This is a genomic window from Kitasatospora sp. NPDC048662, assembly GCF_055587065.1.
The window spans coordinates 401972-423583 of the sequence record NZ_JBVJHA010000005.1; the positions used below are offsets into that span (position 1 = coordinate 401972).

Sequence of the window (21612 nt, forward strand, 5' to 3'; positions counted from 1 at the left end):
TGCGGTGTGGCGTGCCCTGCCCGACCGGCGGCCGTCTCACGGTGTGGCGACACGCCGGGTGGCCTGCTCGCACGGGAAGCTTGGGGGTCGTGCGCGCAGCGGTGTGCGGGCGGGTGGGAGGAGAACGGGGTGTGGACCGACCGCAGTGAGGACGGCGCGGGCTACGGGGTCGGCAGGGTGGGGCGGGCGGTGTCGTTGGGGACCGCCGTCCTGATGTACTGCGTGATGGTCGGCCTCCAGTTCGCGCCGGACGGCTGGCAGACGCCGTCGGTGGTGGTCGCGGTGCCGGCCCTGGTGTCGATGGCCTTTCCGCCGCCGATGATCGTGGCCTCTGCGGTGCTCGCGATCGGCACCCGCTGGGCCTTCGTGCCGGGCGAACCGGGCCGGGTCGGCGCCGCGATCGGCACCAGCGCGGTGATCGCCATCATCGCCGCGCTGGGCGTCTACCTGGTGCACCGCCGCGAGCAGGCGGCCGCGCACCTGGTGGAGATCAATTCGGTCGCCGAGGCCGCGCAGCGGGCGATCCTGCGGCCGCCGCCGCCCGTGGTCGGCCCGTTCCGCACCGCCGCCGCGTACCGGGCCGCCGCGCAGTACGCCCGTGTCGGCGGCGACCTGTACGCGGTGGCCGAAACCGCGTTCGGCGTCCGCGCCCTGATCGGCGACGTCCGCGGCAAGGGCCTGGACGCCGTCGCCACCGCCGCCGTGATCCTCGGCTCGTTCCACGAGGCCGCCCAGGACCACGCGCGGCTGAACGACCTCGCGGACCGGATGGACACCAGTCTGCGGCGCCACCTGAACGACTCGGAGGCGTTCGCCACGGCCTTCCTGGTCGAGATCGCCGCCGACGGAACCGCCCACGGCCTGTCCTGCGGGCACCCGCCGCCGCTGATCCTGCGGGGCACCGTCGTCGCCGAACTCCCGGTCTCGCCGCGACCGCCGCTCGGCCTGAGCGGCCTGAGCGGCCTGAGCGGCCTCGGTGAGGTGGACGACCCGCAACCCGCCGCCCCGGCCGTCCGGCTGCACCCGGGCGACACCCTGCTGCTGTACACCGACGGGCTCACCGAGGCCCGCGCCGCCGACGGCACCTTCTACCCGCTGCTGCCCCGCCTGACCGCCCACCTGGAGTCGCACCCCGACGGCCCCGGCCCCGCCGCCCTGCTGGAGTGGCTGCACCGTGACTCCCGGGCCTTCGCCACCGGCGGCGCCGACGACGACGCGGCGCTGCTCGCGCTGGCCTGGCCGCCCGACCGCGCGCATCCCAGAAACCTGGGATACCCCGGGCCCGCACCGCTCTGACAGGCTGACCTGTCATGGACGCGCGCAGCAACGGTGCTCCGTGCGGGGGAGGAGGTTTCGTGGCCACCGGGCTGACAGAGCACGCCGCCGCCGTGAGCCCCGAGCGCCCGCCGCTGCGGTTCCGCCTGCTGGGCCAGCTCGCCGCCGAAACCGACCGCGGCCCGCTCGCCCTCGGCTCGCTCAAACAGCGGGCCGTCCTGGCCGCCCTGCTCGGCCACCCCAACACCCTGCTGTCCACCGACCTGCTGACCGAGGCGGTCTGGGAGGACGAACCGCCCCGGTCCGCCCGGAAGAACCTTCAGGTGTACGTCTCCGGCCTGCGCGGGGCGCTCGGCGCCGCCCGCCTGGTGCACCGCCCCGGCGGCTACGAACTGCGCGTCGCCGAGGAGGAGTTGGACACCCTGCGGTTCACCGCCCTGGTCCGGGCCGGCCGGGAGGCGGCGGCCCGGCAGGAGGACGAACAGGCGGGCCGGCTGCTCGGCGAGGCGGTGCGGCTGTGGGACGGCCCGCCGCTGCCGGAGCTGCGGCACTCCTCCGCGCTGCGGGCCGTCGCCGAGCGGCTGACGGCCCGCTACCTGGCGGCCGTCGAGGACTGGGCGGAGGTGGAACTCCGGCTCGGCCACGCCGGCCGGGTCGCGGGCGCGCTCGCCGACCTGACCGACCGTCACCCGCTGCGCGAACGCCTCCAGGCCGTCCACCTGCTCGCCCTGCACCGGGCCGGGCGGCGCGCCGAAGCACTGGCCGCGTTCGCGCAACTGCGCCAGCAACTCTCCCGGGAACTGGGCCTGTCGCCCGGCCCCGAACTGGAGGCCTGCCACCGCGAACTGCTCGCCGACCGCCCGGCACCGCCGCCACGTACCGCCGCACGCCCGGGCCGCACCGTCCTGCCGCCGGACACCACCGCCTTCACCGGCCGGGAGCAGGAGGTCGCCGAACTGGTCCGCGCGGTGCGCCGGGCCGAGCGGCCGGTGGTACTGACCGGGCCGATCGGCGTCGGCAAGACCGCGCTGGCGATCCGCGCCGCCCACGCGCTGCGCGCGGACTTCCCCGACGGCCGCCTGTTCGTCCGCCTGCGGGACGCCACCGGCCGGGCCCGCGAACCGCAGGCCGTCGCCACCGACCTGGCCCGGCTGCTGGCCACCGACCCCGCCGACGCCGATCCTGTCCACACACCGGCCCGGTGGCGCGAGTGGCTGGCCGACCACCGGGCGCTGATCGTTCTGGACGGCGCCACTGACGAACGTGCCGTCCGCTCCCTGCTCCCCCCGGCCGGCCCGGCCGTCGCCCTGGTCACCGGCCGCACCCCGCTCGCCGGCCTCGGCGCCGCCCACCGCACCGACCTCGCCCCGTTCACCGTCCCCGAGGCCCTCGCCCTGCTCTCACTGCTGGTCGGTGCCCACCGGGTGGACGGCGCCCCCGCCGCCGCCGAACGCATCGTCACCGGGTGCGGCCTGCTGCCCGCCGCCGTCCGTCTGGCCGGCTACAAACTCGCCGCCCTCCGCCACCTGCCCCTCGGCGAGTTCGCCGACCGCCTCGCCGACCCGCACCGCGCCCTCGACGAGCTCGCCGTCGGCGAGACCCGCCTGCGCGACCGCCTCGACACCCAGTGGCACGCCCTCGACGCCCCCCAGCGCCACACCCTCTCCCGCCTGACCCGCCACCCCTGGACCCCCACCTTCGACCTCACCCACGCCCGCCACGCCCTCGCCCTGCCCCCCGCCCCCGCCCTCGACGCCCTCGAACACCTCATCCTGGCCGGCATCCTCCTCTGCCCCACCGAAGAGGTCTCCGCCCACACCGCCCACTACACCCTCCCTCGCCTCACCCACCTCCACGCCCACCTCCAACAACCCGCCTGACGGCCCGCCACCGGCCCGCTCTGCACGGGACAACCTCAACGAGCTCATCGCCGTCGCGGAGGCCGAACACGGCCCGATCACCGACGAAGAGATCCAACAGCGTCGCGACCTGCTGCGCCGCACGCGCGACGAGCAGCACGCCTCCGCCCCGAGCGCCGCGTGACCCGGGACGCCGCCGCGCCAGGAGGCACCCTGGTGCTGGACAGCGAGGGGCTCGCCAAGGCCGTCCTGCGAGACCGGGAGGCGGCAACGGGGCAACGGTGGTCAAGGTCTGAACGGGCGGGCGGCGTCCGTATCGAGCTGAGGTGGGAATAAGCCTGCCGAACCCCAAAAGCGCCGGCCACCGTCGCGGTGGCCGGCGCCGATCGGCCGGTGGTCCGGGTCGTTACTGGACGAAGTAAACGCTCTGGCCGAGTTCGAGGTCCTTGGTCTCGCCGGGCAACATGGCGCCGAGCATGTGTCCGGTGCAGTCGGGCTCGTCGAAGACGAGGGCGACCCCGTCGGTGTTGTTGGTGACGGCGAAAGGCGATGTGTCGGCCTTGACACAACTCTTCGCCTCGTCCGCCCCCGCCTTCGGCCCGGCCGCAGCCGGGGCCCGATCGGGCTGCTGAGGGATGTCCGCCGACGCGGCCGTGCCTGCGGCCAGGACGGCCACGCCGAGGGTTGTCGCGATGAGCATGCCGATACGACGCATGAAGAACCGCCTTCGAGTACGAGGGGAAGGGGAATGGGTCGAAACCGTTCCCCGCCACGAACAGCGCGGTGCGGGATCCGCACCGGGGTCACCCGCACGCACGATCGCTCATCGCCAACCGGTCCGTCCAGCCCGCCCAGCAGGCCCTCACCTCGGACACGGACCTGCCCATGCCCCTGCCCATGCCCCTGCCCATGCCCCTGCCCCTGCCCCTGCCCCTGCCCCTGCTCGACCACACCGTCCCGGCCGTCCGCACCGCCACCGCCTACGCCCTCGCAGCCGCCGCTCTCCCCGCCCGCGAGCGGATCACCGGCGCCCTGCACACCCGCTTCGCCACCGAGACCGACCCGACGACCCGCGCGAGCCTGGTCCTGGCCATCGCCCAACTCGCCTGGGAGACCCGCGATCCCGCCACCATCGCCCACACCCGCACCTGGTGGCAGGACCCCGCGCAGGTGGTGCGGACGGAGGTGGGGGCAGCGGGCGCGCGTGCCCCTGTTCCGGCTCTCCGCGGATTCGTTGTACCGCCGCTTGTGCGCTCCTGTACCGGCCCGCAAGCGCCGCCCCCCACAGTCCTGTTGGCACTCGGTCGGACGGGAGGAGGGACGAACGTGGAGCTGTCGGAGATCCTCGGTCTGCGCCCCGAGCCGGCCGCCGGGCTGCTGGTCGCGCTGACCCGGCGGTGCCCGCTGAGCTGTGCGCACTGTTCCACGGCCTCCTCGATGGACTCCCCCGACCACCCGGACGGCGGGCGCCGCGCCCAACTGCTGCGGTTCGTAAGGTCGTTCACGCCCGAGCAGCGCCCCGAGGTGGTTCTGCTGACCGGCGGTGAGCCGCTGCTGCTGCCCGGTCTGGCACACGAGCTGACGCGGGCCGCGCAGGGCGCCGGGGCGCGGGTCTCGTTGCTGAGCGGGTTGTTCTTCGCGCGCGACGGCGGGCGGATCCCGGCGCCGATCCTGCGGGCGATCACCGCGCTCGACCACTTCTCGGCCAGCCTGGACGCCCCGCACGAGCGCGAGGTGCCGCGCCCGGCGGTCTTCCGGGTGCTGACCCGGGTGCTGGACGCGGGGGTGCCCGTCAGCCTGCACCTGACCGGCACCGGCCCGGACGACCCGTACCTGGCGGAGGCAACGGCCGCGGTGCTCGGGGAGTTCGGCAACCGGGTGCCGATGCTGGTCAACGAGGTGCGCCCCGTCGGCCGCGCCACCACCGGCAGGACAGCCACCAAGCCGACCAGTCCGCGCGGGCCGGGCGGGCCGGGCGGGCCGTGCGCGATGGCGGCGTGGCCCACCGTCGCCCCGGACGGGACGGTGCTCGCCTGCTGCAATCAGCAGACCGTGGACCGGCGCCCCGCCCCGCCGCACCTGACACTCGGTCACATCGCGGAGGACGACTGGCCGACCGTCCGCCGCCGCACCCTGGACTCACCACGGCTGCGACTGATCCGCGCCCTCGGGCCGGACCTGCTCCGCGCCCGCACCGGCACGGCCCCCGCCGAGGGCGGCTACTGCGCCGGCTGCCGCACCCTCCCGCCACAGCCGGGCCCGGACGACGCCGCCGCCGCGGGCGCCGCCGGCCGCCTGCTGGACCAGCTCTCCGCCGCCCGCCTGCGCGCCCAGGGCCCGGCCGCCCTGCTGCGCCGGCACGGCTGCGCCCCGTACGCACATCTGGTGCAGCCCGGGGGACGGGCATGAGCGTCCCGCCCTCCCCCGCGCCGAACACCCGCCCGCTGAACCGCCCCGACGCCCCGACCGCACACCCGGGGCCCGACCGCCCCGCTGCGCCGCCACGGCCGCACCCCCGGCTCCCGCACGACGCGGCCCCGAACGCCCAACCGCCGGCCCACCCCCGGCACCCGGCCGGCCGCGTGCGGAACCGGCCCACGAGCATCCCGTTCTCCCGCGCGCTGGACGCCCGACTCGCCCTGGCCTCACCCATCCTGCACCGGGCGAGCGCCCAACTCTGGCGGGCAGAAGGAGATTTGACGGTCCGCTACACCGGCTACCTGTGGGCGATGCACGCCCTGACCGTCGCCTCCGTCCCCCTGCTGGAGCGCGCCGCAAGCGCCTGTGCCCGGCTGGACGAGGACTGGGCGCCGCGGCTGGCCGCGTACTTCGCGGGCCACGCGGAGGAGGAACGGGGCCATGACGCCTGGCTGTTGGCGGATCTGGCCGCCGCCGGGGAGCGGGCCCGGATACAGCCGCTGCCGCCCCCACTGGTGGTGGAGTTGGCGGGCGCGCAGTACTACCGGATCGAACACCGTCATCCGGCCGCGCTGCTCGGCTACCTCGCCGTGCTGGAGGGCCACGCCCCGTCGCCCGCCCTGGCGGGGGTGCTCGCCGCCCGCACGGGGCTGCCGGAGGCCGCGTTCCGCACGGTGCGTGAGCACGCGGACCTGGACGCGGGGCATCTCGCCGAGGTCCGGCGTCAGCTCGACCGGCTTCCGTTGACGGGCCCTCAGCAGACCGAGGTCGCCGTCAGCGCCCTGCACACCGCGGGCATCCTCGCCCGGCTCTTCCACCAGCTTGCCGCGGACCCAGGAGAACAGCCATGACCGACCACACCGGCCGCACCGGCCACACCGACCGCACCGGCCACACCGGCCACACCGGCCGCAGCGACCACACCGGCCGCACCCGCCCCGGCAACGGCCCCGATCCCGCCCTGGACGCCCTGGCCGCCGCCGGGTTCGACCTGAGCGCTCTCACCGAGGAGCAGCATGCCGTGCTGCGTGCGCTGACCGATCAGGAGCTGGCTCTGCTGACCGACCTGAGGGGGCGGCTGGAGGAGGCGGGGCCGGAGGTCCAAGGGCATGCGGAGGTGGCGGGCGGTGCTCTCTTCTGACGTGTTCGGCCCGGATCCGGCGGGTGGGCGCTGCCCGGGCTGTCACCGTCCGCTGCCGCAGGACGCCCGGTTCTGCGCGTCCTGCGGCACCCCGCGCGCCGACCCCCGGGGTCCGGCCACCGCGGGCCGGAAGATCGTCACGGTGCTGTTCTGCGACCTGGTCGGCTCGACGGCGCTGTCGGGGTCGCTCGATCCGGAGGCGCTGCGCGGGGTGACCCTGCGGTACTTCGACGCGATGCGGGGGGCGATCGAGGAGCACGGCGGCACGGTGGAGAAGTTCATCGGGGATGCCGTGATGGCGGTGTTCGGGGTGCCGTCGGTCCGCGAGGACGATGCCCGGCGAGCCTTGGCGGCGGCGCTCGGCATGCTGGCGGCGCTGCGGGCGCTCAACGAGGAGTTGCACGCCGGGTTGGGCCTTCGGCTGACGGTCAGGATCGGCGTCAACACGGGCCGGGTGGTGACCGGTTCGGACGCCTCGGTGCGGCAGGCGCTGGTCTCCGGCGAGGTGGTGAACGTCGCGGCCCGGCTGGAGCAGAACGCCGGCCCGGGCGAGGTGCTGATCGGCCCGGACACCCTGCGGGCCGCCGGTGCGGGCGTGCGGGCGGTGGAGGTCGGGCCGCTCCGGCTCAAGGGCAAGGCGCAGGAGGTGACCGCGCACCGGTTGCTCGGTCTGCACAGCGGCCCGCCCGCAGGCCGCACCGACCTGCCGTTCGTCGGCCGTGAAGCCGAACTGGCGGTGCTCGACGCGGAGTTCGGGCGCGCCGCCAGGCAATGTTCGGCCCGTCTGCTGGTGCTGGGCGGTGAGCCGGGGCAGGGCAAGACCAGGTTGCTCCGGCACTGGCTCGAACTCCCGGGCCGCGGCGGCCGGTTCGGCGCGGGCCGGTGCCGCCCGCCCGGCGAGCAGGCGGGTCTTCAGCCGTTGGCGGACGCCGTCACCGCGCTGCTGGTCAAGGCCCCGGACCGGCCGGCCCTGCCCGGTCTGGAGGTGCTGGCGCAGGGTCTGCTCGCGGACGGCACGCCGACGCCGTCGCCGGAGGACACCTGCGCGGCGCTGGTCGAGGTGCTGGGCGCGCTGGCCGGTGCGGCGCCGCTGGTGCTGGTGATCGACGACGCGCACTGGGCGGCCGCGCTGCTGCTCGACCTGCTGGACCGGGTGGTGGCGGCGCTGGCCGACGCGCCCGTGCTGGTGGTGGTGCTGGGCCGGCCCGAGCTGCTGGAGGCCGGCCCGGCCGGCCCGCACCGGGTGCTGCCGCTCGGCGCGCTGTCCGACCGGGAGGCGCGCCGCTTGGCCGGGGCGCTGGGCGGGGCGGCGCCCGCGCATCTGCTGGAGCGGGCCGGCGGCAATCCGCTGCATCTGGAGCAGTTGCTCGCGGCCCCGGCGGGCGCGGGCGGCGACGGGGTGCCGCTGACCTTGCAGACGCTGATCGGGGCCCGGCTGGACGCGCTGGACCCGGCCGAGCGGCGGGCGGTCGATCTGGCGTGCGTGCTGGGCCGCGAGTTCGCGGCCGACGAGCTGGCGGCCCTGGACACGGCCGGTCCTGACCTGTCGGCGGCGCTGCGGCGGCTCGGCCGGCTCCGGCTGGTGGTGGCGGACGGGGCGTCGTTCCGGTTCGCCAGCGGCGTGGTGCAGGAGGTCGCGTACGAGTGTCTGTCCAAGCAGGGCCGGGCCGAGCGGCACGAACGGGCCGCGGCGCTGCGTTCGGTGCGCGCGGGCGGCCCGGCGGCGGTCGGCGGCCACCTGGAGCGCGCCCACCGTTACCGGGCCGAGCTGGGTCTGCACGGCGAGCGCACCGACGCGCTGCGGCGGTCCGCCGCGGCCTCGCTGGCCGAGGCGGGTGCCCGGGCGGCGGCCCGGACCGACCCCGGTTGGGCGGTGGAGCTGCTGACCAGGGCCACCGCGCTGCTGCACCCGGGCGAGGACGGCCGGCTCCCGGCGGCCCGGCGGCTCGGCGAGGCGCTGCTCGCGCTGGGCCGGATCGAGCCGGGCCGGGCGCTGCTCGCCGAGGTCGGCGCGGGCGCGGCCGACCCGGTCGAGGCGGCGCACGCCCGGCTCAGCCTGGCCGCCGTCGGCCAGCAGCAGGCGCCCGCTCCGGTGGCCCGGGAGACCCTGCCGGTGTTCGAGCGGGCGGGCGACCAGTTGGGCCAGGCCCGGGCGTGCCTGCGGCTGGCCCAGCAGGAGCAGACCGACGGGCGGCACGCGGCGGCGGTGCGGCTGCTGGCGCGGGCGCTGCGGCACGCCGGGCGTTCGGACGGCGAGCAGGAGCGGGCGTCGGCGCTGGGCGCGATCGGTGTGTCGCTGTGGCGCGGTCCGGTTCCGGTGGCCGCCGCGGTGGGGCGCTGCCGGGAGTTGCTGGCCGTGCAGGGCCGGGGGCGGCGCGCGGTGCGGGTGACGCTGAACTGTCCGCTGGCGGTGCTGCTGGCGCTCGGCGACGACCAGGACGGGGCGGCGGCCTGCCTGGCGGAGGCCGGGCAGCACGCCGAGCGCCTGGGGTACGCGGAGGCGGCGGCGTTCCTGCCGCTGTTCGGCGCGACGGTGGCGGCGCTCGGCGGGCGGTCCCGGGAGGCGCTGGAGCTGCTGGCGGCGGCGGCCGGGGCGGCCCGGGAGCTGGGCGGGGGCGCCCTGCTGAGCGGTGCGCTGCTCGACACGGCGCGCCTGCGGCTGGACCTGGGCGAGCGCCCGGCCGCCGCGGCCGCGCTGGCCGCGCTGGAGGAGGAGCGGGCCCGCACCGGCGGCCGGCTGTCGTTCGCGACGCTGGTGGAACGCGACGGCCTGCGGGCCCGGCTGGCCGCCGCCGACGGCGAGCGGGTGGCTGCGCTGCGTCTGGCCCGCGGCGCGGTCGCGGAGGCCGGCCGGACGGACTCGCCGATCCTGCAGGGCCTGGCCGCCGCCGACCTGGCCCGCACCGCCGCGCTGCTCGGCCTGGAGCAGGAGCGCCGGTCGGCCGCCACCGCGGCCGGCGGCCGATTCGCGGCCAAGGGCCACGGTCCGGGCGCGCGGCTCGCCGAGACCCTGGCCGGCCACCATCCCCGCAGAGAGGCAGTTTCGTGATGACGACCGTGCCCCGTGCCGTGCCCCCGCGCGGCCTGACCTGGCGCCTGCTCGACCGGACCCCCGAGGACGTCCGGACGGAGGCGGACACGCTGCCCGAGCGGCCCGCGCCGGGCGCACTCGTCGGGGGTTCCGGGCGGGGGGTGCGGGTCTGCGTGGTCGATTCCGGCGTGGACGGGACCCATCCGCTGGTCGGGCGGGTGGCGGGCGCGCACGTGGTGCGCAAGGACGAGGACGGGACGATCCGGGTCGAGGAGCTCGGCGCGGACGACCCGGGCGACGTCTCCGGTCACGGCACGGCCTGCGCGAGCATCGTCCGGCGGGCCGCGCCGGACTGCGAGATCCACAGCGTCCGGGTGCTCGGCGAGCGGTTCACCGGCAGCGGCGAGGTGCTGCTGGCGGGGCTGCGCTGGGCGATCCGGCAGGGCTTCGACGTGATCAACCTGAGCCTGTCGACCACCCGTACCCGGTACCTGGAGGACCTGCACGTGCTGGCCGACGAGGCGTACTTCGGGCGCAGCACGATCGTCGCCTCGGCGCACAACGCCCGGGTGGAGAGCTTCCCGTGGCGGTTCTCGTCGGTGATCTCGGTGGGCAGCCACCGGGAGGACGATCCCGGTCTGCACCTGTACAACCCCGAGCCGCCGGTGGAGTTCTTCGGCCCCGGCGTCAACGTCGAGGTGGCCTGGCTCGGCGGCGCCACCTTGCGCAGCAGCGGCAACAGTTTCGCGACGCCGTTCGTCGCGGGCCTGTGCGCCCGGATCCTGTCCGAGCGGCCCCGGCTGACGCCGTTCCAGCTGAAGCACGCCCTGTACCTGTCCGCAGCGAACGTCCATGTCGGCGGCACCCGGTGAGCGCCGGGCCGCACGTCGTGAGAAAGGGACCGTGGTCGAGATGACCCAGTCAACCGCCCCCGCCGCGCCGTCGACCGATCCGGTGGTGGCGGAGCTCCTGCAGTCGGTGGTCGATGTGGCCCGCGCCATCTTCGGCGCCCAGGCCGGTTCGATCATGCTGCTCGACCACCAGTCCTTCGAGCTGGTCTTCCAGGCGGTGTCCGGCCAGGGGCAGGAGTTCCTGATCGGCCGCCGCTTCCCCGCCGGGCAGGGCATCGCGGGCTGGGTGGCCGGCTCGGGCGAGCCGATGATCGTGGACGACCTGCGCCGCAGCGCGTCCTTCGACCAGGAGACCGCCGAGTCCACGGGCTTCGTGCCCAACGCCCTGATGGCCGCCCCGCTCATTCACGGTGATCGCGTCCTGGGGGTTCTGGAGGTCCTGGACCCGGCCCCCGGCCCGAGCCGGGCCTGCCTCCCGGAACTCGACCTGCTGGCCCTGTTCGCCCGTCAGGCCGCGGTGGCCCTGCGGGTCGCCGTCGACGGCTCGGGTCCCGGGCTCGCCCCGGGCGACCGCGACCGGGCGGTGCGGCTGCTCGCCGAGGTGCAGCGGCTGATCGGCGACCACGGCGAGTGGTGACGGCCGCCGGCCTGTACCGGCCCTGAACCGCCCTTGAAGCGGCATCAACTAGCTTGATGTGCACGGTAGTTGAGCCGTCGAGACAAGGAGACCGCGATGAGCACCGACCGGATCCCCGAGGACAGCGCCACCGAGTCCGAGGCCGTCCTCTCCCTCCAGGAAGCCGGGGGCGGTGACGATGTCCAGGCCCACGGCATGGACCAGCAGAGCGTCTTCTGCTCCCCCGAGACCATGACCATCACGGTCGCCTAGCCCCGGAGACCGGCATGAGCACCGACCGCACCCCCGAGGACGACGCCGCCGAGGCCGAAGCCGTCCGTTCCCTCCAGCAGGCGCCTGCCGCCGAGGCCGACGACGTCGAGGGCCACGTCTTCAGCGTCCTCAGCGCGGCCTGCAACACCATCATCGTCACCGAGGCCACCGGCTGACCGCCCCGATCCGCACCCAGGAGACCGCGATGAGCACCGACCGCAGCCCGGACAACGAAGCCGCCGAGACCGAGAGCGTCCTCTCCCTCCAGGAGACCACCACCGCCGACACCGACGACGACGTCGAGGCCCACGACACCGCCTGCCACAACTGCTGGCCGCCGACCACCGAGATGGTGTTCTAGGCCCTGGCCCGCTTCCCCCACCACCACCCGACAGGAGACGTTCATGGCCGAGGGGCCGGCGGAGTTCACCGTCGCGGACCGGGAGTACTACGAGCCGCTGGACACCGCCGCGCCGAAGGGCGACCCGTTCGCGCCGGGCCGGCCCGCCGAGGGCTGGCTCGGGGTGGCGAGCGGGCTCTGGACGATGTGGCACCGGGAGGGGATGCCCGCGCTGCCCGAGGACGGCTGGAAGGTGCACGTCTCCGCGCGCCGCTCGCGCGCGGCCGCTGTGCTGGATGCCGTGGCGGAGGTCTGCTTCGCGCAGGACGTCGCGTTCAAGCACCTCGCCACCGACCACTGGTACTGGTGGGTGCACCGCAAGCACGCGTCCCGGCCGCAGAGCGGCAAGTTCCTCGCCGCGTACCCGGCGGACGCCGACGCCTCCCGCCGCCTGATGGAGGCGCTGCGGGAGGCGCTGGACGGCGAGCGGGGCCCGCTGATCCTGACCGACCGCCGGTTCCCGGGCAGCGAGTGCGTCCAGTACCGGTACGGGGCGTACCGGACGCGCGAGCGGCTGGACGCGGACGGCACCCGCACCCTGCTGACCCGCGGTGCCGACGGCCTGGCGGTACCGGACCTGCGGGGCGCCTCGTTCCGGTTGCCGGAGGGCCTCACCGACCCGTTCGCGCCGGCCCCGCTCGCGGCGCGTCCCGAGGGGCCGGTCGTGCTGCGCGGCTTCTCGGTCGGGGGCGCGATCGCCCACTCCAGCGGCGGCGGCACCTACCAGGGGCTGGAGGCCGCCACCGGCCGGAAGGTGTTCATCAAGGAGGCCCGCCCGTTCCACGGCCTGGGCGACGGCGAGCAGGACGCGGTCTCCCGGCTGCACCGGGAGTGGCGGACGCTGACCACCCTGCACCAGCTCGCGCCGGGCCTGGCCCCGGAGCCGATCGCTCAATTCCGGGCGGGCGGCCACGAGTTCATGGTCACCGAGTTCGTCGAGGGCAGGGCGCTGCACCGGATCCCCCCGGCCGGCCATCCGCTGCTGAGGACCGACAGCACTCCCGACGACTTCGCCGCCTACTACGCGCGCTGCGAGCGCGTTCTCGCCGCGATCGAGGCCGCCATGGAGCGTCTGCACGCCCTCGGCTGGACGTTCGTGGACGTCAGCCCGTCCAACGTGCTGGTGACGCCCGGCGACGGCATCAGGCTGATCGACTTCGAGACCGCCTGCGGCCCCGACGACACCCCCGGCCGGATGGGCACACCCGGGTACGCTCCCCCGCCGCAGGTCGTGGACCGTGACGGCCGCACCGCCCACGACGACTTCGGCGTCAGCGCCCTGGCACTGACGCTGGCGGGCTGTCTGCCGCACACCCCCGGCCGCACGCCGGACTCGCTCACCCACTTCCACCACTCGCTGACCGAGCACGCCCCGATCGGCGAGGTGCTGTGGAAGCGCGCCACCCGCTACCACCCGCCGAGCGAGCACCCGGTGCTGCCGTCGCCGCAGGAGGTCGCCGCCGATCCGCTGCGTCACCTCGCCGAGTTGCGCGGGGCCGTGGCGGCGGGGCTGCTCGGCGCGGCCGACCCGGAGCACCCGCTGCGGACCTTCCCGACCGTCCCGCAGGGGTACACCAGCAACACCCTGTGCGTGGCCTGGGGCGCGGCCGGGGTGCTGCACGCGCTGCACCGCTGCGGCATCGCAGCGCCCGAGGGCGCGCTGGAGCGGCTGCGCCGCGACGCCCTGGCCGCCGCCGGGGAGCTCGCGCCCGGCCTGCACGTCGGCCTGGCCGGGATCGCCTGGGTGCTGGCCGAGCACGGCCTGCCGGAGGAGGCCCGCAGCCTGCTGGACACCGCCGACGCGCACCCGCTGACCGGGCGGAGCGCCACCCTGTTCGGCGGGGCGGCAGGCCTGGCGATGGGTCACCTCGCGCTGTACCGCCGCACCGGCGACGCCCACCACGCCGAGCGCGCGCACACCCTGCTGGCCGCCCAGCCGGACGGCGCGGACCTGGTGCCCCGGCTCGGCCGCGACGACGCCACCGGCCTGCTGCACGGGCGCGCCGGACTGGCCCTCGCCCACCAGCAGTTCGCCCAGGTCACCGGCGACACCTCGCTGCTGCCCAGGGGCGTGGCACTGCTGCACGCCGAACTCGACCGGGCCACCGAGCCGGACGCGCCGGGCCTGCTGTTCCCAGTCTCCACCGGGGACCGGCGCGCCATGCCCCACCTGTACTGCGGCTCGGCGGGCCTGGTCCACGTCGCCACCCGGTACCTGCGGACCGTCGCCGACGAACGGCTGGCCGCCGCCGTGCCGCGCCTGCTCGCGCCGCTGCACGGCAGCCACACCGCGCTGCCCGCGCTCTTCAGCGGCGCCGCCGGGTTCGCGTTCGTCCTCGCCGAGCACGCCCTGCTCACCGGCAAGGAGTCCTCCCGCGCCGGAGCCGTCCGGGCCGCCCGCAGGCTGTACCAGCACGCGGTGCCGCACGGCGGTTCGGTGCGCTTCCTCGGGACGGGCCTGCTGCGGTACAGCACCGAGCTGTGGAGCGGCTCGGCCGGTGTCCTGCTGGCGCTCGATCAGGTCCTCGCACCCCGCGCCGACCTGCTGTTCACCCTCGACGCCCCGGCGGGGTGAGCCGGCGGCCCGCGGCCCGGGGCGCACCGGTGGGGTGAGCCGGCGGCCCGCGGCCCGAGGGCGCACCGGCGGGGGCAGACCGCCCTCCACCGCCGGCGCGCTGTTCACCGCCGGCTCCCTGCTCGTCGCCGTCGCGCGGTGACCGGCCGCGCACACACCGTCGCCACCGGGCGAACACAGGTGCTAGCGTCCGCCCATGGGATTACGCGGACCCCAGCGCGCCGCCGCGCGCGCAGCGATCGAAGGCCTGCGGGAGCTCTCCGCACAGCGCCTCACCACCAGTCAGCTGTTCCGCCGCGCCGATGAACTCCTGCGCCCCGCACTGGAGTTCGACGCGGTCTGCTGGCACACCAACGACCCGGCCACGGGGCTGGTCAACTCGGTGCAGAGCGACGACCTCAACCTCGGCCGGTTCCAGGACGCGGTGCACCTGGAGGTGTGGGCGGACGACCTGGCCACCTTCCCGAAGATCCGGCACAGCGGGGTGCAGGCCGAGACGCTCAGCCGGGCCAGCCGGGGCGCCCCGCAGAACAGCATCCGCTTCCGGGAGCAGATCTCCCGGCACGGCTTCGGCGACGAGCTGCGGGCCGTGTTCGACGCGGCGGGCGGGATGTGGGGCTGCGCCGCGTTCATGCGGGCCGCCGACCGCGGGCCCTTCCCGGCGCGCCAGCGTGAACTCGCCGACACCGCAGCCAAGTTGCTCGGCCGGATGTTACGGGCCAGCCACCTCCCGCCGACCGACCCGGCGGACGCCGACCCCACCCCCGCCGTGCTGCTGCTCGACCGGCACAACCGCCCGCGCACGCTGTCCGGCCCGGCGGAGGAGCTGCTCTCCCGCGTCGCCGACCCCTCGCCCACCTCGCTCGACGTGCCGACCGCGATCGCGATGGCCGCCGAGCACGCGCGCCGCGCCGCACACGGCCTGCCCACGCCGCACATCCCGGTCCGGATCCGCACCCACGACGGCCACTGGTACCTGCTGCACGCCGCACCGGCGCGCGACGCCCGGTCCGGCGGCCCGGCCGCCGGTGAAGCCGACGAAGTCACCGTGGTCGCCACCCCCGCCTCCCCCGCGCACGTCATCCCGCTGCACCTGGCCGCATACGGCCTCACCGCGCGCGAGCAGGAGGTGGCCCTGCTGCTGATCCGCGGCGCCGACACCCGGGAGGTCGCCCAGCGGCTGGCCATGACGCCGTACACCGTCCAGGACCACCTCAAGTCGGTCTTCACCAAGACCGGGGTGAGCCGCCGCCAGGAACTCACCGCCCTGATCATGCTGGCCCTCAACCCCGGCCCGCCAGGCTGAAGTCCGGTCAGTTCGGTTCGTCCATCAGGCGGCGCAGCCACTCGCGCAGCAGGGCCGTCTCGGCGGCGGTGAAGCGGTGCGGCCGATCGGGCAGGGTGGCGTCCAGGGCGATGGCGAGCGCGGCCGGGGTGAGGTTCTCGGGGGCGGGGGCCGGGGCGCAGGTGATGGCGGCGAGGACGGTCTCGCGGGTGCGGACGGACAGCGCGAGGTCGCGGGTGGCGGGCGGTTCGGCGATCAGGGTGAGGGTGACGCCGAGGGCGGCGGCCCGGATCATCTGCGCGGCCATCGGCACCGGCAGGCGCAGCCGGCCCTCGCGGGCGACGCGCTCCAGCATCGTGGTGAGCACCCGGCCGGCCCGTTCGGCGGCCGCGACGGCCTCGCCCGGGCGGGCGGCGCTGTACATCAGGGCGTAGAAGGACGGGTGGCTCAGACCGAACCCGACGTGCAGGTCCCAGCCGCGGCGCAGGTCCTCGACCGGGTCCGGGCCGGGCGTGCGGGAGGTCTTCTCGGCGAGGTAGCGCTCGAAGCCGTAGTTCACCACGGCGTCGATCAGGCCCTGCTTGTCGCCGAACAGCCGGTAGAGCGTGGGCGCCTGCACCCCGGCGGCCGCCCCGACGGCGCGGGTGGACATGGCCTCGCTGCCGCCCTCGGCGAGGAGTTCGGCGGCGGCGGCGAGGATGCGCTCGCGGGGGTCGGCGGCCCTGGTCCGGCACATCGGCCTGTCCGAGGTCGGCGCCGAGACACTGCGCCGCGCCCACGCCGTGCACCCGATCGCCGACCTGCAGATCGAGTACTCGCTGCTGTCCCGCGGCATCGAGGCCGAGATCCTGCCGACCGCCCGCGAGCTCGGCATCGGCATCACCGCCTACGGCGTGCTCTCCCGCAGCCTGCTCTCCGGCCACTGGAGTAGGCAGCGCGAGCTCGGCAAGCGCGACTTCCGCGGCTTCAGCCCGCGTTTCCAGGGCGAGAACCTCGACCACAACCTGGCCCTGGTGGAGGCCCTGCGCGCCGTCGCCGACTCCAGGGGCGCCACCGTCGCCCAGGTCGCCATCGCCTGGGTCGCCGCCCAGGGCAAGGACGTCGTCCCGCTGGTCGGCGCCCGCCGGCGCGACCGCCTCGCCGAGGCCCTCGCCGCCGGAAACCTCGACCTGACCGCCGCCGACCTCGCCGCCGTCGAACAGGCCGTCCCCGCCGACTCCGCCGCCGGCAGCCGCTACGCCGCCCCGTTCATGGCCCAGCTCGACAGCGAGCGCTGACCGCGAGCCCGGTCGCATGGCCGCCATAGCAGCGGCGGAAATCCGGTTGATCGACTGCCGCCGCTGCCGGTAGCAATACCCCGTGATTCATGGCGAATTGATCGGGCTGCGAGCCCGACACGACTGCGACATCCCGGTTCTCCACTCCGAGCTCTACGACGACGTGGCCACCCGCTCACGCGCCGACTCCCGCCCGTGGCAGCCCATCGCCGCAGGGTCCGGCCACTCGCCGTTCGTGGTGGCCGGGCCGTCGGACGAGGCAGCCTGTTTCTCCGTCGTGGAACTGGAGTCGGAGGAACTGGTCGGCGAGGCCCTGCTCTGGGGCATCGACCCGCACAGCCGCACCGCTCATCTCGGCCTCGCCCTGCGTCCCGCGTTCCGCGGCCGCGGCCTCGCCGTCGACGTCGTGCACGCCCTGTGCGAGTACGGCTTCCTCGTCCGCGGGTTCCAGCGCCTGCAACTCGAAACCCTCACCGACAACACCCCCATGCTCGCCGCCGCCGCCCGCGCCGGGTTCACCCTGGAAGGAACGCTGCGCCGCGCCGCCTGGGCGTACGGCGCCTACGCGGACCAGGCCGTCCTGGGCCTCCTCGCGGAGGACTGGAAGCCCCGGAAGAGCCACCCCGCGCGATAACCGAACAGCCTCGGCAACGCCCCGGAGCGCTCCCCTGCGGAGTGCTCCGGGCACGCTGTGCGACACGGCCGGCCGGGTGGATCCCCCGAGGTCAGGGCGGTGGACGCGATAGGAGATACGAGCGGCTGTCGTGGGGGCGCACGATCGGGCTGGGCGCGCAGCACGTGGTGGCGATGTTCGGCGCCACCTTCGTCGCCCCAGCCAAAACATGATGAGACCGAAGTCCGACAGTAACTCGCCGCCTTACCGTTCCCAGGCGGCGCGAGAGGTCGCGGGCCGCGCCCGGCAAGGCCGCGAACAGCTTCTCCGCCCTCACGGATCGCTGGTGATCTGCGGAGCCCGCTGACGCTCCGGCAGGGGCCAGCGGGTCCGGTGGCCCCGGTGGTGCGGGCGACGAACGCCGCACGCGCTTCGCCCGCCGTACCGACCGACGGCGTCGCGGCCCGTTCGCGGTCGGCGCGGTTCAACAGCGACGCGAGAGCGGTGGCGCGGGCAAGGTCGAGAAGGCTGTCGGTGAAGTAGACGTCGGCGAACGAGGCGCCCAGTGCGGCACCCGATCAATTGCGAGCCCCAGAGCTGATGATGACCAGGCACTTAACGCAGATCGGGTCAGGTGCGACGACGCTGCAAACCTGCGGGCGCGGGAAGCAGGGTGCCCCCTCGGGCCGTTCTCCGTCCGGCGTGGGATCATCCCCGCGGGCGCGGGAAGCAGGCGATCCGCACCATGTCAGCAATAAAACGACGGCCACGGACGGCGGATCAAACGCGGGCCGCTTGGCGATCTCTTGATCATCCTGGCTTCGACGCTTGGAGGTCAGGAGAAAGAGAGGGTGATCCGCGTGGAGGACTGGGCCGAGATTCGCCTCAGGGATGGTCCCGACATGGGCATCTGGGTGCCAACTGCCTGGGGCTGCTCCCTACGCCGGTAAGGACGGCCCGTACGTCCGCTGTGGCGTCGAGTGGGTGGGATGCGAGGCTGCCACGCGTCCGACACCCCGGAGAAGGCCGATCAGGCTGCCGCCGCCCTACATCACCTTCCGAAGCAGTCGTACACGTAGCTGAAGAGGTTCGGGAGCAAACCTGGTCAACGGAGTGCGTGCGATGCTCCTGGGCATCGCCCGGAAGATCATCGGCGAGGACACTTGGCAGCGGATCAAGTGACCGGACGCACGGTGGTCAGCGCGCCGCTCCCCCGATGGCTGGAGCAGCCGCGGCAGCAGGGCCGCGCTGGCCGACGGGTGCGGGCGGCGGCTGGCGCGGCAGTCCGCGAGCCCGCGCCGTGCCCCTACCGCCGCCACGGAGGCGGCCGGCGCGTCCGCGGGCCGGGGTGGCTCGCGGACGCCGGGTGTTTGCCGGTGCTACTTCTCGGCGAAGATGAGGTCCTCGATGGGGTGGGTCATGTAGAGGGTGCCGTCGGTCACTTGGACCACGTGCTGGAGGCCGAAGATCCTCTTGCTGCGGTCCTCGGGGAGGGTGTACTCGTCCGCTTTGCCCGCCAGGAAGGCGGGTACGCCGCCCAGGTCCGGGCCGAAGACGCGGACGTAGTCGACGAGGTGGCGGAAGAGCTTGGGCAGCATGACCAGGTCGTCGGTGAGCGATTCGAGGTTCTCGATCTTCGCGCCGCTGGTGGTCTTGTCGTTCAGCCAGACGCTGTCGGGGGCCTTGTCCTTCCGGGCCTGCTGCGCGGTGGCGGTCATGTCCAGCCGCAGGTCGGCGGGGAGGTTCTTGTAGAAGGTCGGGTAGACCAACCCGAGGGAGAGCAGGTGGTGGTTGGCGGTGGCGCGCAGCATGTCGACCGTGACGTCGAGGTGGGTGCCGCTGCGCGCGGGATCCGGGTCGGTGCCGATCTTGGGCGCGTCGCCCCGGCCGACCAGTGCGATGCAGCGGTTGTAGACGTCGGCGCCGCTGGTGAGGATGTAGCCCGGCACGGCCCCGGGCTTCGAGGAGTCGACTCGCTCCTCCTCCTTCTTGTCGTCGCGCACGACCTCGGTGAAGCCCAGCCACGTCAGCAGTTCGTTCCGGGCGGCGTGCGCACCGAGCCCGAGCGGCTGGTGCACGAAGTCGCCGACGCCCGGGTAATGGGTTTCGAGGGCGTCGATCCCGTCCAGCCGGATCGAGACCCCGCCGTGCTCGTTCCGCTTGACCTTGTGCATGCCGGGGACGTCGCACCAGAACGCCGCGTCGTCCGGGTAGAAGCGGACGGTGTCGCCGTCGGGGGAGTCACCGGTGATCCGGTAGGTGCCGGTGATGAGCAGCATGGACATGTGTACCTCCCGGTCACAGGGTGTTGGCGAGGGCGTCCGCGGTGCGGAGGGTGAGGGCGGCGAGGGTGAGGGTGGGGTTGGCGGTCCCGGCCGTCGGGAAGACGGAGGAGCCGACGACCCAGACGCCCGGGTGGTCGTGGGACCGGCCGGTGGCGTCCACCACCGAGGTGCTCTTGTCGGCGCCCATGCGCATGGTGCCCATGAGGTGGCCGGCGCCGAGGAAGCGCAGGTCGGCCTGCAGGGGCTCGACTGCGGTGGCAAGGGCGGTGTCCTGCAGGTGCTGCCACATCCGGCGGGCGACGCTGTGGCCGTAGGCGAGGGCCCGCTTGGAGTAGTCGTCGATCCGGTAGGTGATCTTGGGGCGGGGGACGTCCAGGGCGTCGCGCTCGTCGGAAAGGGTGACGCGGTTGTTCGGGTCCGGCAGCTGCTCGGTGGAGTAGCTGAACCGCAGCTGGTGGGTGATGCGGTCCTGGACGGCCTGCTGGAGGGGCTGGCCGATGTTCTTGATCTTCTTGTTGTCCGAGTCCCACAGCGCGTGGTCGAGTGCGAGGCCCACCGGCTCGCTGCGGCCCCAGCCGTCGTTGCCGATGGTCATCCGGAAGGCGCCGTTGTTGCCGCGGAACTTGCCGTCGCGGAAGGTGTCGATGCCGAGGGCGGACTGCGGGCCGCGGAAGGGGTAGAGGGGCTGGCCGAACAGGCCGACGACCTCATTGGCCAGGTGGTCCATCAGATTGCGGCCGACCTGGTCGCTGGTGTTGTCGAGGTTGGACAGCAGCCACAGCTTCGGCGTCTCGATGCCGTTGACGGCCAGCACGACGTGCTGGGCGTCGACCTGCTGCTCGGCCTTGTCGGCGGTGCTCCAGTCCTTGAAGACCACCGTCGGTGCGAGGTCGCCGGGCCGCTTGGCGAGCCGGGTGACGACGCAGGCGGTGCGGATCTCGACCCCGAGGCCGAGGGCCTTGGCGATGTGGACCCCGCCGTCGTACTTGGCCCCGGAGGGGCAGATGGGCAGGCAGCTGCTGTTGCCCTGGCAGGCCGGACGGCCGTCGTAGTCCTGGGAGAGCCGGGCCTGCGGGGTGGTGAGCACGGTGACCGGGACGTCGTCGATCGGCCTGATGGTCGACAGGGCGGCGCGGACCAGCTCGTCGCCGTAGCTGGGCGCCATGCCGGGCATCGGGTAGGGGGCGCTACGCGGGGTGAGGTCCGTCCACTCGGCGTCGTTGCCGGAGACCCCGAGCTCCCGTTCGGCCTGGACGTAGTACGGCTCGATGTCCTCGTAGGTGATAGGCCAGTCGACGCCGACCTTGTACAGGGTGTTGAGCTTGAAGTCGTTCTGCAGGAAGCGGGGTGTGTTGTTGCCGCGCCAGGCCCAGGTGCTGCCGCCGAGCATCCGCTGGAAGCCGCTCTCGTACAGGTCCGGGCCGGTCTCGACGTAGTAGCGGTTCATCGCCACCGGGTCCGGGGTGCCGTCAGAGGAGGGGGCGTAGCCGAGCCGGTTGTTGTCAAGCTTGGCATAGGGGGAAGGGACGTTCTTGTTCCCGGCGGTCCGGTAGGCGTCGACGAAGGCGTCCCGGTCGGGCCCGGCCACGCCGTTCTTCCCGGCGTCGATGATCAGGATCCGGGTGTTCGGCTTGGTGGTCTTGATCCGGCAGGCGGCGAGGGCTCCGGCCACTCCGCCGCCGACGATCACGACGTCGTACTGGGGGTTCATGA

General features: G+C 74.7%; 18 protein-coding genes and 4 pseudogenes. 18 read left to right on the plus strand and 4 right to left on the minus strand.

Annotation, left to right across the window (positions count from 1 at the left end; all coding sequences use genetic code 11):
• The first annotated feature begins 129 nt into the window (after positions 1–129).
• The 4 genes and pseudogenes from ACZ6R9_RS17695 to ACZ6R9_RS17710 all read left to right on the plus strand — a co-directional run.
• Complete coding sequence (locus ACZ6R9_RS17695; RefSeq protein WP_465538803.1) at positions 130–1296, plus strand: PP2C family protein-serine/threonine phosphatase; 1167 nt, start codon at positions 130–132, stop codon at positions 1294–1296.
• Between the two features lie 59 nt (positions 1297–1355).
• Positions 1356–3155: an AfsR/SARP family transcriptional regulator gene (locus ACZ6R9_RS17700; protein ID WP_465538804.1), complete on the plus strand. Its 1800-nt coding sequence runs from the start codon at positions 1356–1358 to the stop codon at positions 3153–3155.
• Positions 3156–3180: 25 nt separating this feature from the next.
• A pseudogene (locus tag ACZ6R9_RS17705) lies at positions 3181–3318 on the plus strand (CopG family transcriptional regulator); the annotation flags it as partial.
• Positions 3315–3452, plus strand: a pseudogene (locus tag ACZ6R9_RS17710) (DNA-binding protein); the annotation flags it as partial. The pseudogenes ACZ6R9_RS17705 and ACZ6R9_RS17710, both read left to right, overlap by 4 nt.
• Positions 3453–3540: 88 nt before the next feature.
• Here the strand turns inward: ACZ6R9_RS17710 and ACZ6R9_RS17715 are convergent.
• Positions 3541–3849, minus strand: a complete 309-nt coding sequence (locus ACZ6R9_RS17715; RefSeq protein ID WP_380485288.1) for a hypothetical protein — start codon at positions 3847–3849, stop codon at positions 3541–3543.
• A gap of 194 nt (positions 3850–4043) precedes the next feature.
• On the opposite strand from ACZ6R9_RS17715, the gene ACZ6R9_RS17720 reads away from it, so the two are divergent.
• The 11 genes from ACZ6R9_RS17720 to ACZ6R9_RS17770 all read left to right on the plus strand — a co-directional run bounded on the left by ACZ6R9_RS17720 (position 4044) and on the right by ACZ6R9_RS17770 (position 15745).
• Complete coding sequence (locus tag ACZ6R9_RS17720) at positions 4044–5543, plus strand: radical SAM protein (RefSeq protein ID WP_465538805.1); 1500 nt, start codon at positions 4044–4046, stop codon at positions 5541–5543.
• Complete coding sequence (locus ACZ6R9_RS17725; protein ID WP_465538806.1) at positions 5540–6403, plus strand: iron-containing redox enzyme family protein; 864 nt, start codon at positions 5540–5542, stop codon at positions 6401–6403. The genes ACZ6R9_RS17720 and ACZ6R9_RS17725 overlap by 4 nt, the downstream gene beginning before the upstream one ends.
• Positions 6400–6693 carry an aroma-sacti cluster domain-containing protein gene (locus tag ACZ6R9_RS17730; RefSeq protein WP_465538807.1) on the plus strand — a complete coding sequence of 98 codons (294 nt, stop codon included), beginning with the start codon at positions 6400–6402 and terminating at the stop codon, positions 6691–6693. Before ACZ6R9_RS17725 ends, ACZ6R9_RS17730 begins: the two co-directional genes overlap by 4 nt.
• Complete coding sequence (locus ACZ6R9_RS17735; protein WP_465538808.1) at positions 6680–9742, plus strand: adenylate/guanylate cyclase domain-containing protein; 3063 nt, start codon at positions 6680–6682, stop codon at positions 9740–9742. The genes ACZ6R9_RS17730 and ACZ6R9_RS17735 overlap by 14 nt, the downstream gene beginning before the upstream one ends.
• Positions 9742–10596, plus strand: coding sequence for a S8 family peptidase (locus ACZ6R9_RS17740; protein ID WP_380485298.1), 855 nt, complete (start codon positions 9742–9744; stop codon positions 10594–10596). The genes ACZ6R9_RS17735 and ACZ6R9_RS17740 overlap by 1 nt, the downstream gene beginning before the upstream one ends.
• A 40-nt stretch (positions 10597–10636) precedes the next feature.
• On the plus strand, positions 10637–11212 hold the full coding sequence (locus ACZ6R9_RS17745) for a GAF domain-containing protein (protein WP_380485299.1): 576 nt from the start codon (positions 10637–10639) through the stop codon (positions 11210–11212).
• A 96-nt stretch (positions 11213–11308) separates the two neighbouring features.
• A complete protein-coding gene (locus ACZ6R9_RS17750; RefSeq protein ID WP_465538809.1) occupies positions 11309–11464 on the plus strand; it encodes a hypothetical protein in 156 nt (51 codons plus the stop codon).
• A 14-nt stretch (positions 11465–11478) separates the two neighbouring features.
• Positions 11479–11640 carry a hypothetical protein gene (locus ACZ6R9_RS17755; RefSeq protein ID WP_465538810.1) on the plus strand — a complete coding sequence of 54 codons (162 nt, stop codon included), beginning with the start codon at positions 11479–11481 and terminating at the stop codon, positions 11638–11640.
• A 29-nt stretch (positions 11641–11669) separates the two neighbouring features.
• On the plus strand, positions 11670–11825 hold the full coding sequence (locus ACZ6R9_RS17760; RefSeq protein WP_380485305.1) for a hypothetical protein: 156 nt from the start codon (positions 11670–11672) through the stop codon (positions 11823–11825).
• Positions 11826–11868: 43 nt separating this feature from the next.
• Positions 11869–14439: a class III lanthionine synthetase LanKC gene (gene lanKC, locus ACZ6R9_RS17765; protein WP_465538811.1), complete on the plus strand. Its 2571-nt coding sequence runs from the start codon at positions 11869–11871 to the stop codon at positions 14437–14439.
• 196 nt (positions 14440–14635) lie between these two features.
• On the plus strand, positions 14636–15745 hold the full coding sequence (locus ACZ6R9_RS17770; protein WP_380485308.1) for a helix-turn-helix transcriptional regulator: 1110 nt from the start codon (positions 14636–14638) through the stop codon (positions 15743–15745).
• Between the two features lie 7 nt (positions 15746–15752).
• On the opposite strand, the gene ACZ6R9_RS17775 is transcribed toward ACZ6R9_RS17770, so the two are convergent.
• Positions 15753–16460 carry a TetR/AcrR family transcriptional regulator gene (locus ACZ6R9_RS17775; protein WP_465538812.1) on the minus strand — a complete coding sequence of 236 codons (708 nt, stop codon included), beginning with the start codon at positions 16458–16460 and terminating at the stop codon, positions 15753–15755.
• Here ACZ6R9_RS17775 and ACZ6R9_RS17780 point away from each other — a divergent pair.
• From ACZ6R9_RS17780 to ACZ6R9_RS17790, 3 genes and pseudogenes are all read left to right on the plus strand, one after another.
• Positions 16441–17001, plus strand: a pseudogene (locus tag ACZ6R9_RS17780) (aldo/keto reductase); the annotation flags it as partial. The gene ACZ6R9_RS17775 and the pseudogene ACZ6R9_RS17780 overlap by 20 nt on opposite strands.
• Positions 17002–17083: 82 nt before the next feature.
• Positions 17084–17635, plus strand: coding sequence for a GNAT family N-acetyltransferase (locus tag ACZ6R9_RS17785; RefSeq protein ID WP_380485312.1), 552 nt, complete (start codon positions 17084–17086; stop codon positions 17633–17635).
• A 41-nt stretch (positions 17636–17676) separates the two neighbouring features.
• A pseudogene (locus tag ACZ6R9_RS17790) lies at positions 17677–17835 on the plus strand (nitrate reductase); the annotation flags it as partial.
• Between the two features lie 1158 nt (positions 17836–18993).
• Here the strand turns inward: ACZ6R9_RS17790 and ACZ6R9_RS17795 are convergent.
• Both ACZ6R9_RS17795 and ACZ6R9_RS17800 read right to left on the minus strand, forming a co-directional pair.
• Positions 18994–19899 (minus strand): nuclease, encoded by a 906-nt coding sequence (locus tag ACZ6R9_RS17795; RefSeq protein ID WP_465538813.1) that lies wholly within the window; start codon positions 19897–19899, stop codon positions 18994–18996.
• Positions 19900–19912: 13 nt separating this feature from the next.
• A complete protein-coding gene (locus tag ACZ6R9_RS17800; protein ID WP_465538814.1) occupies positions 19913–21610 on the minus strand; it encodes a GMC family oxidoreductase in 1698 nt (565 codons plus the stop codon).
• Between the last annotated feature and the right edge of the window lie 2 nt (positions 21611–21612).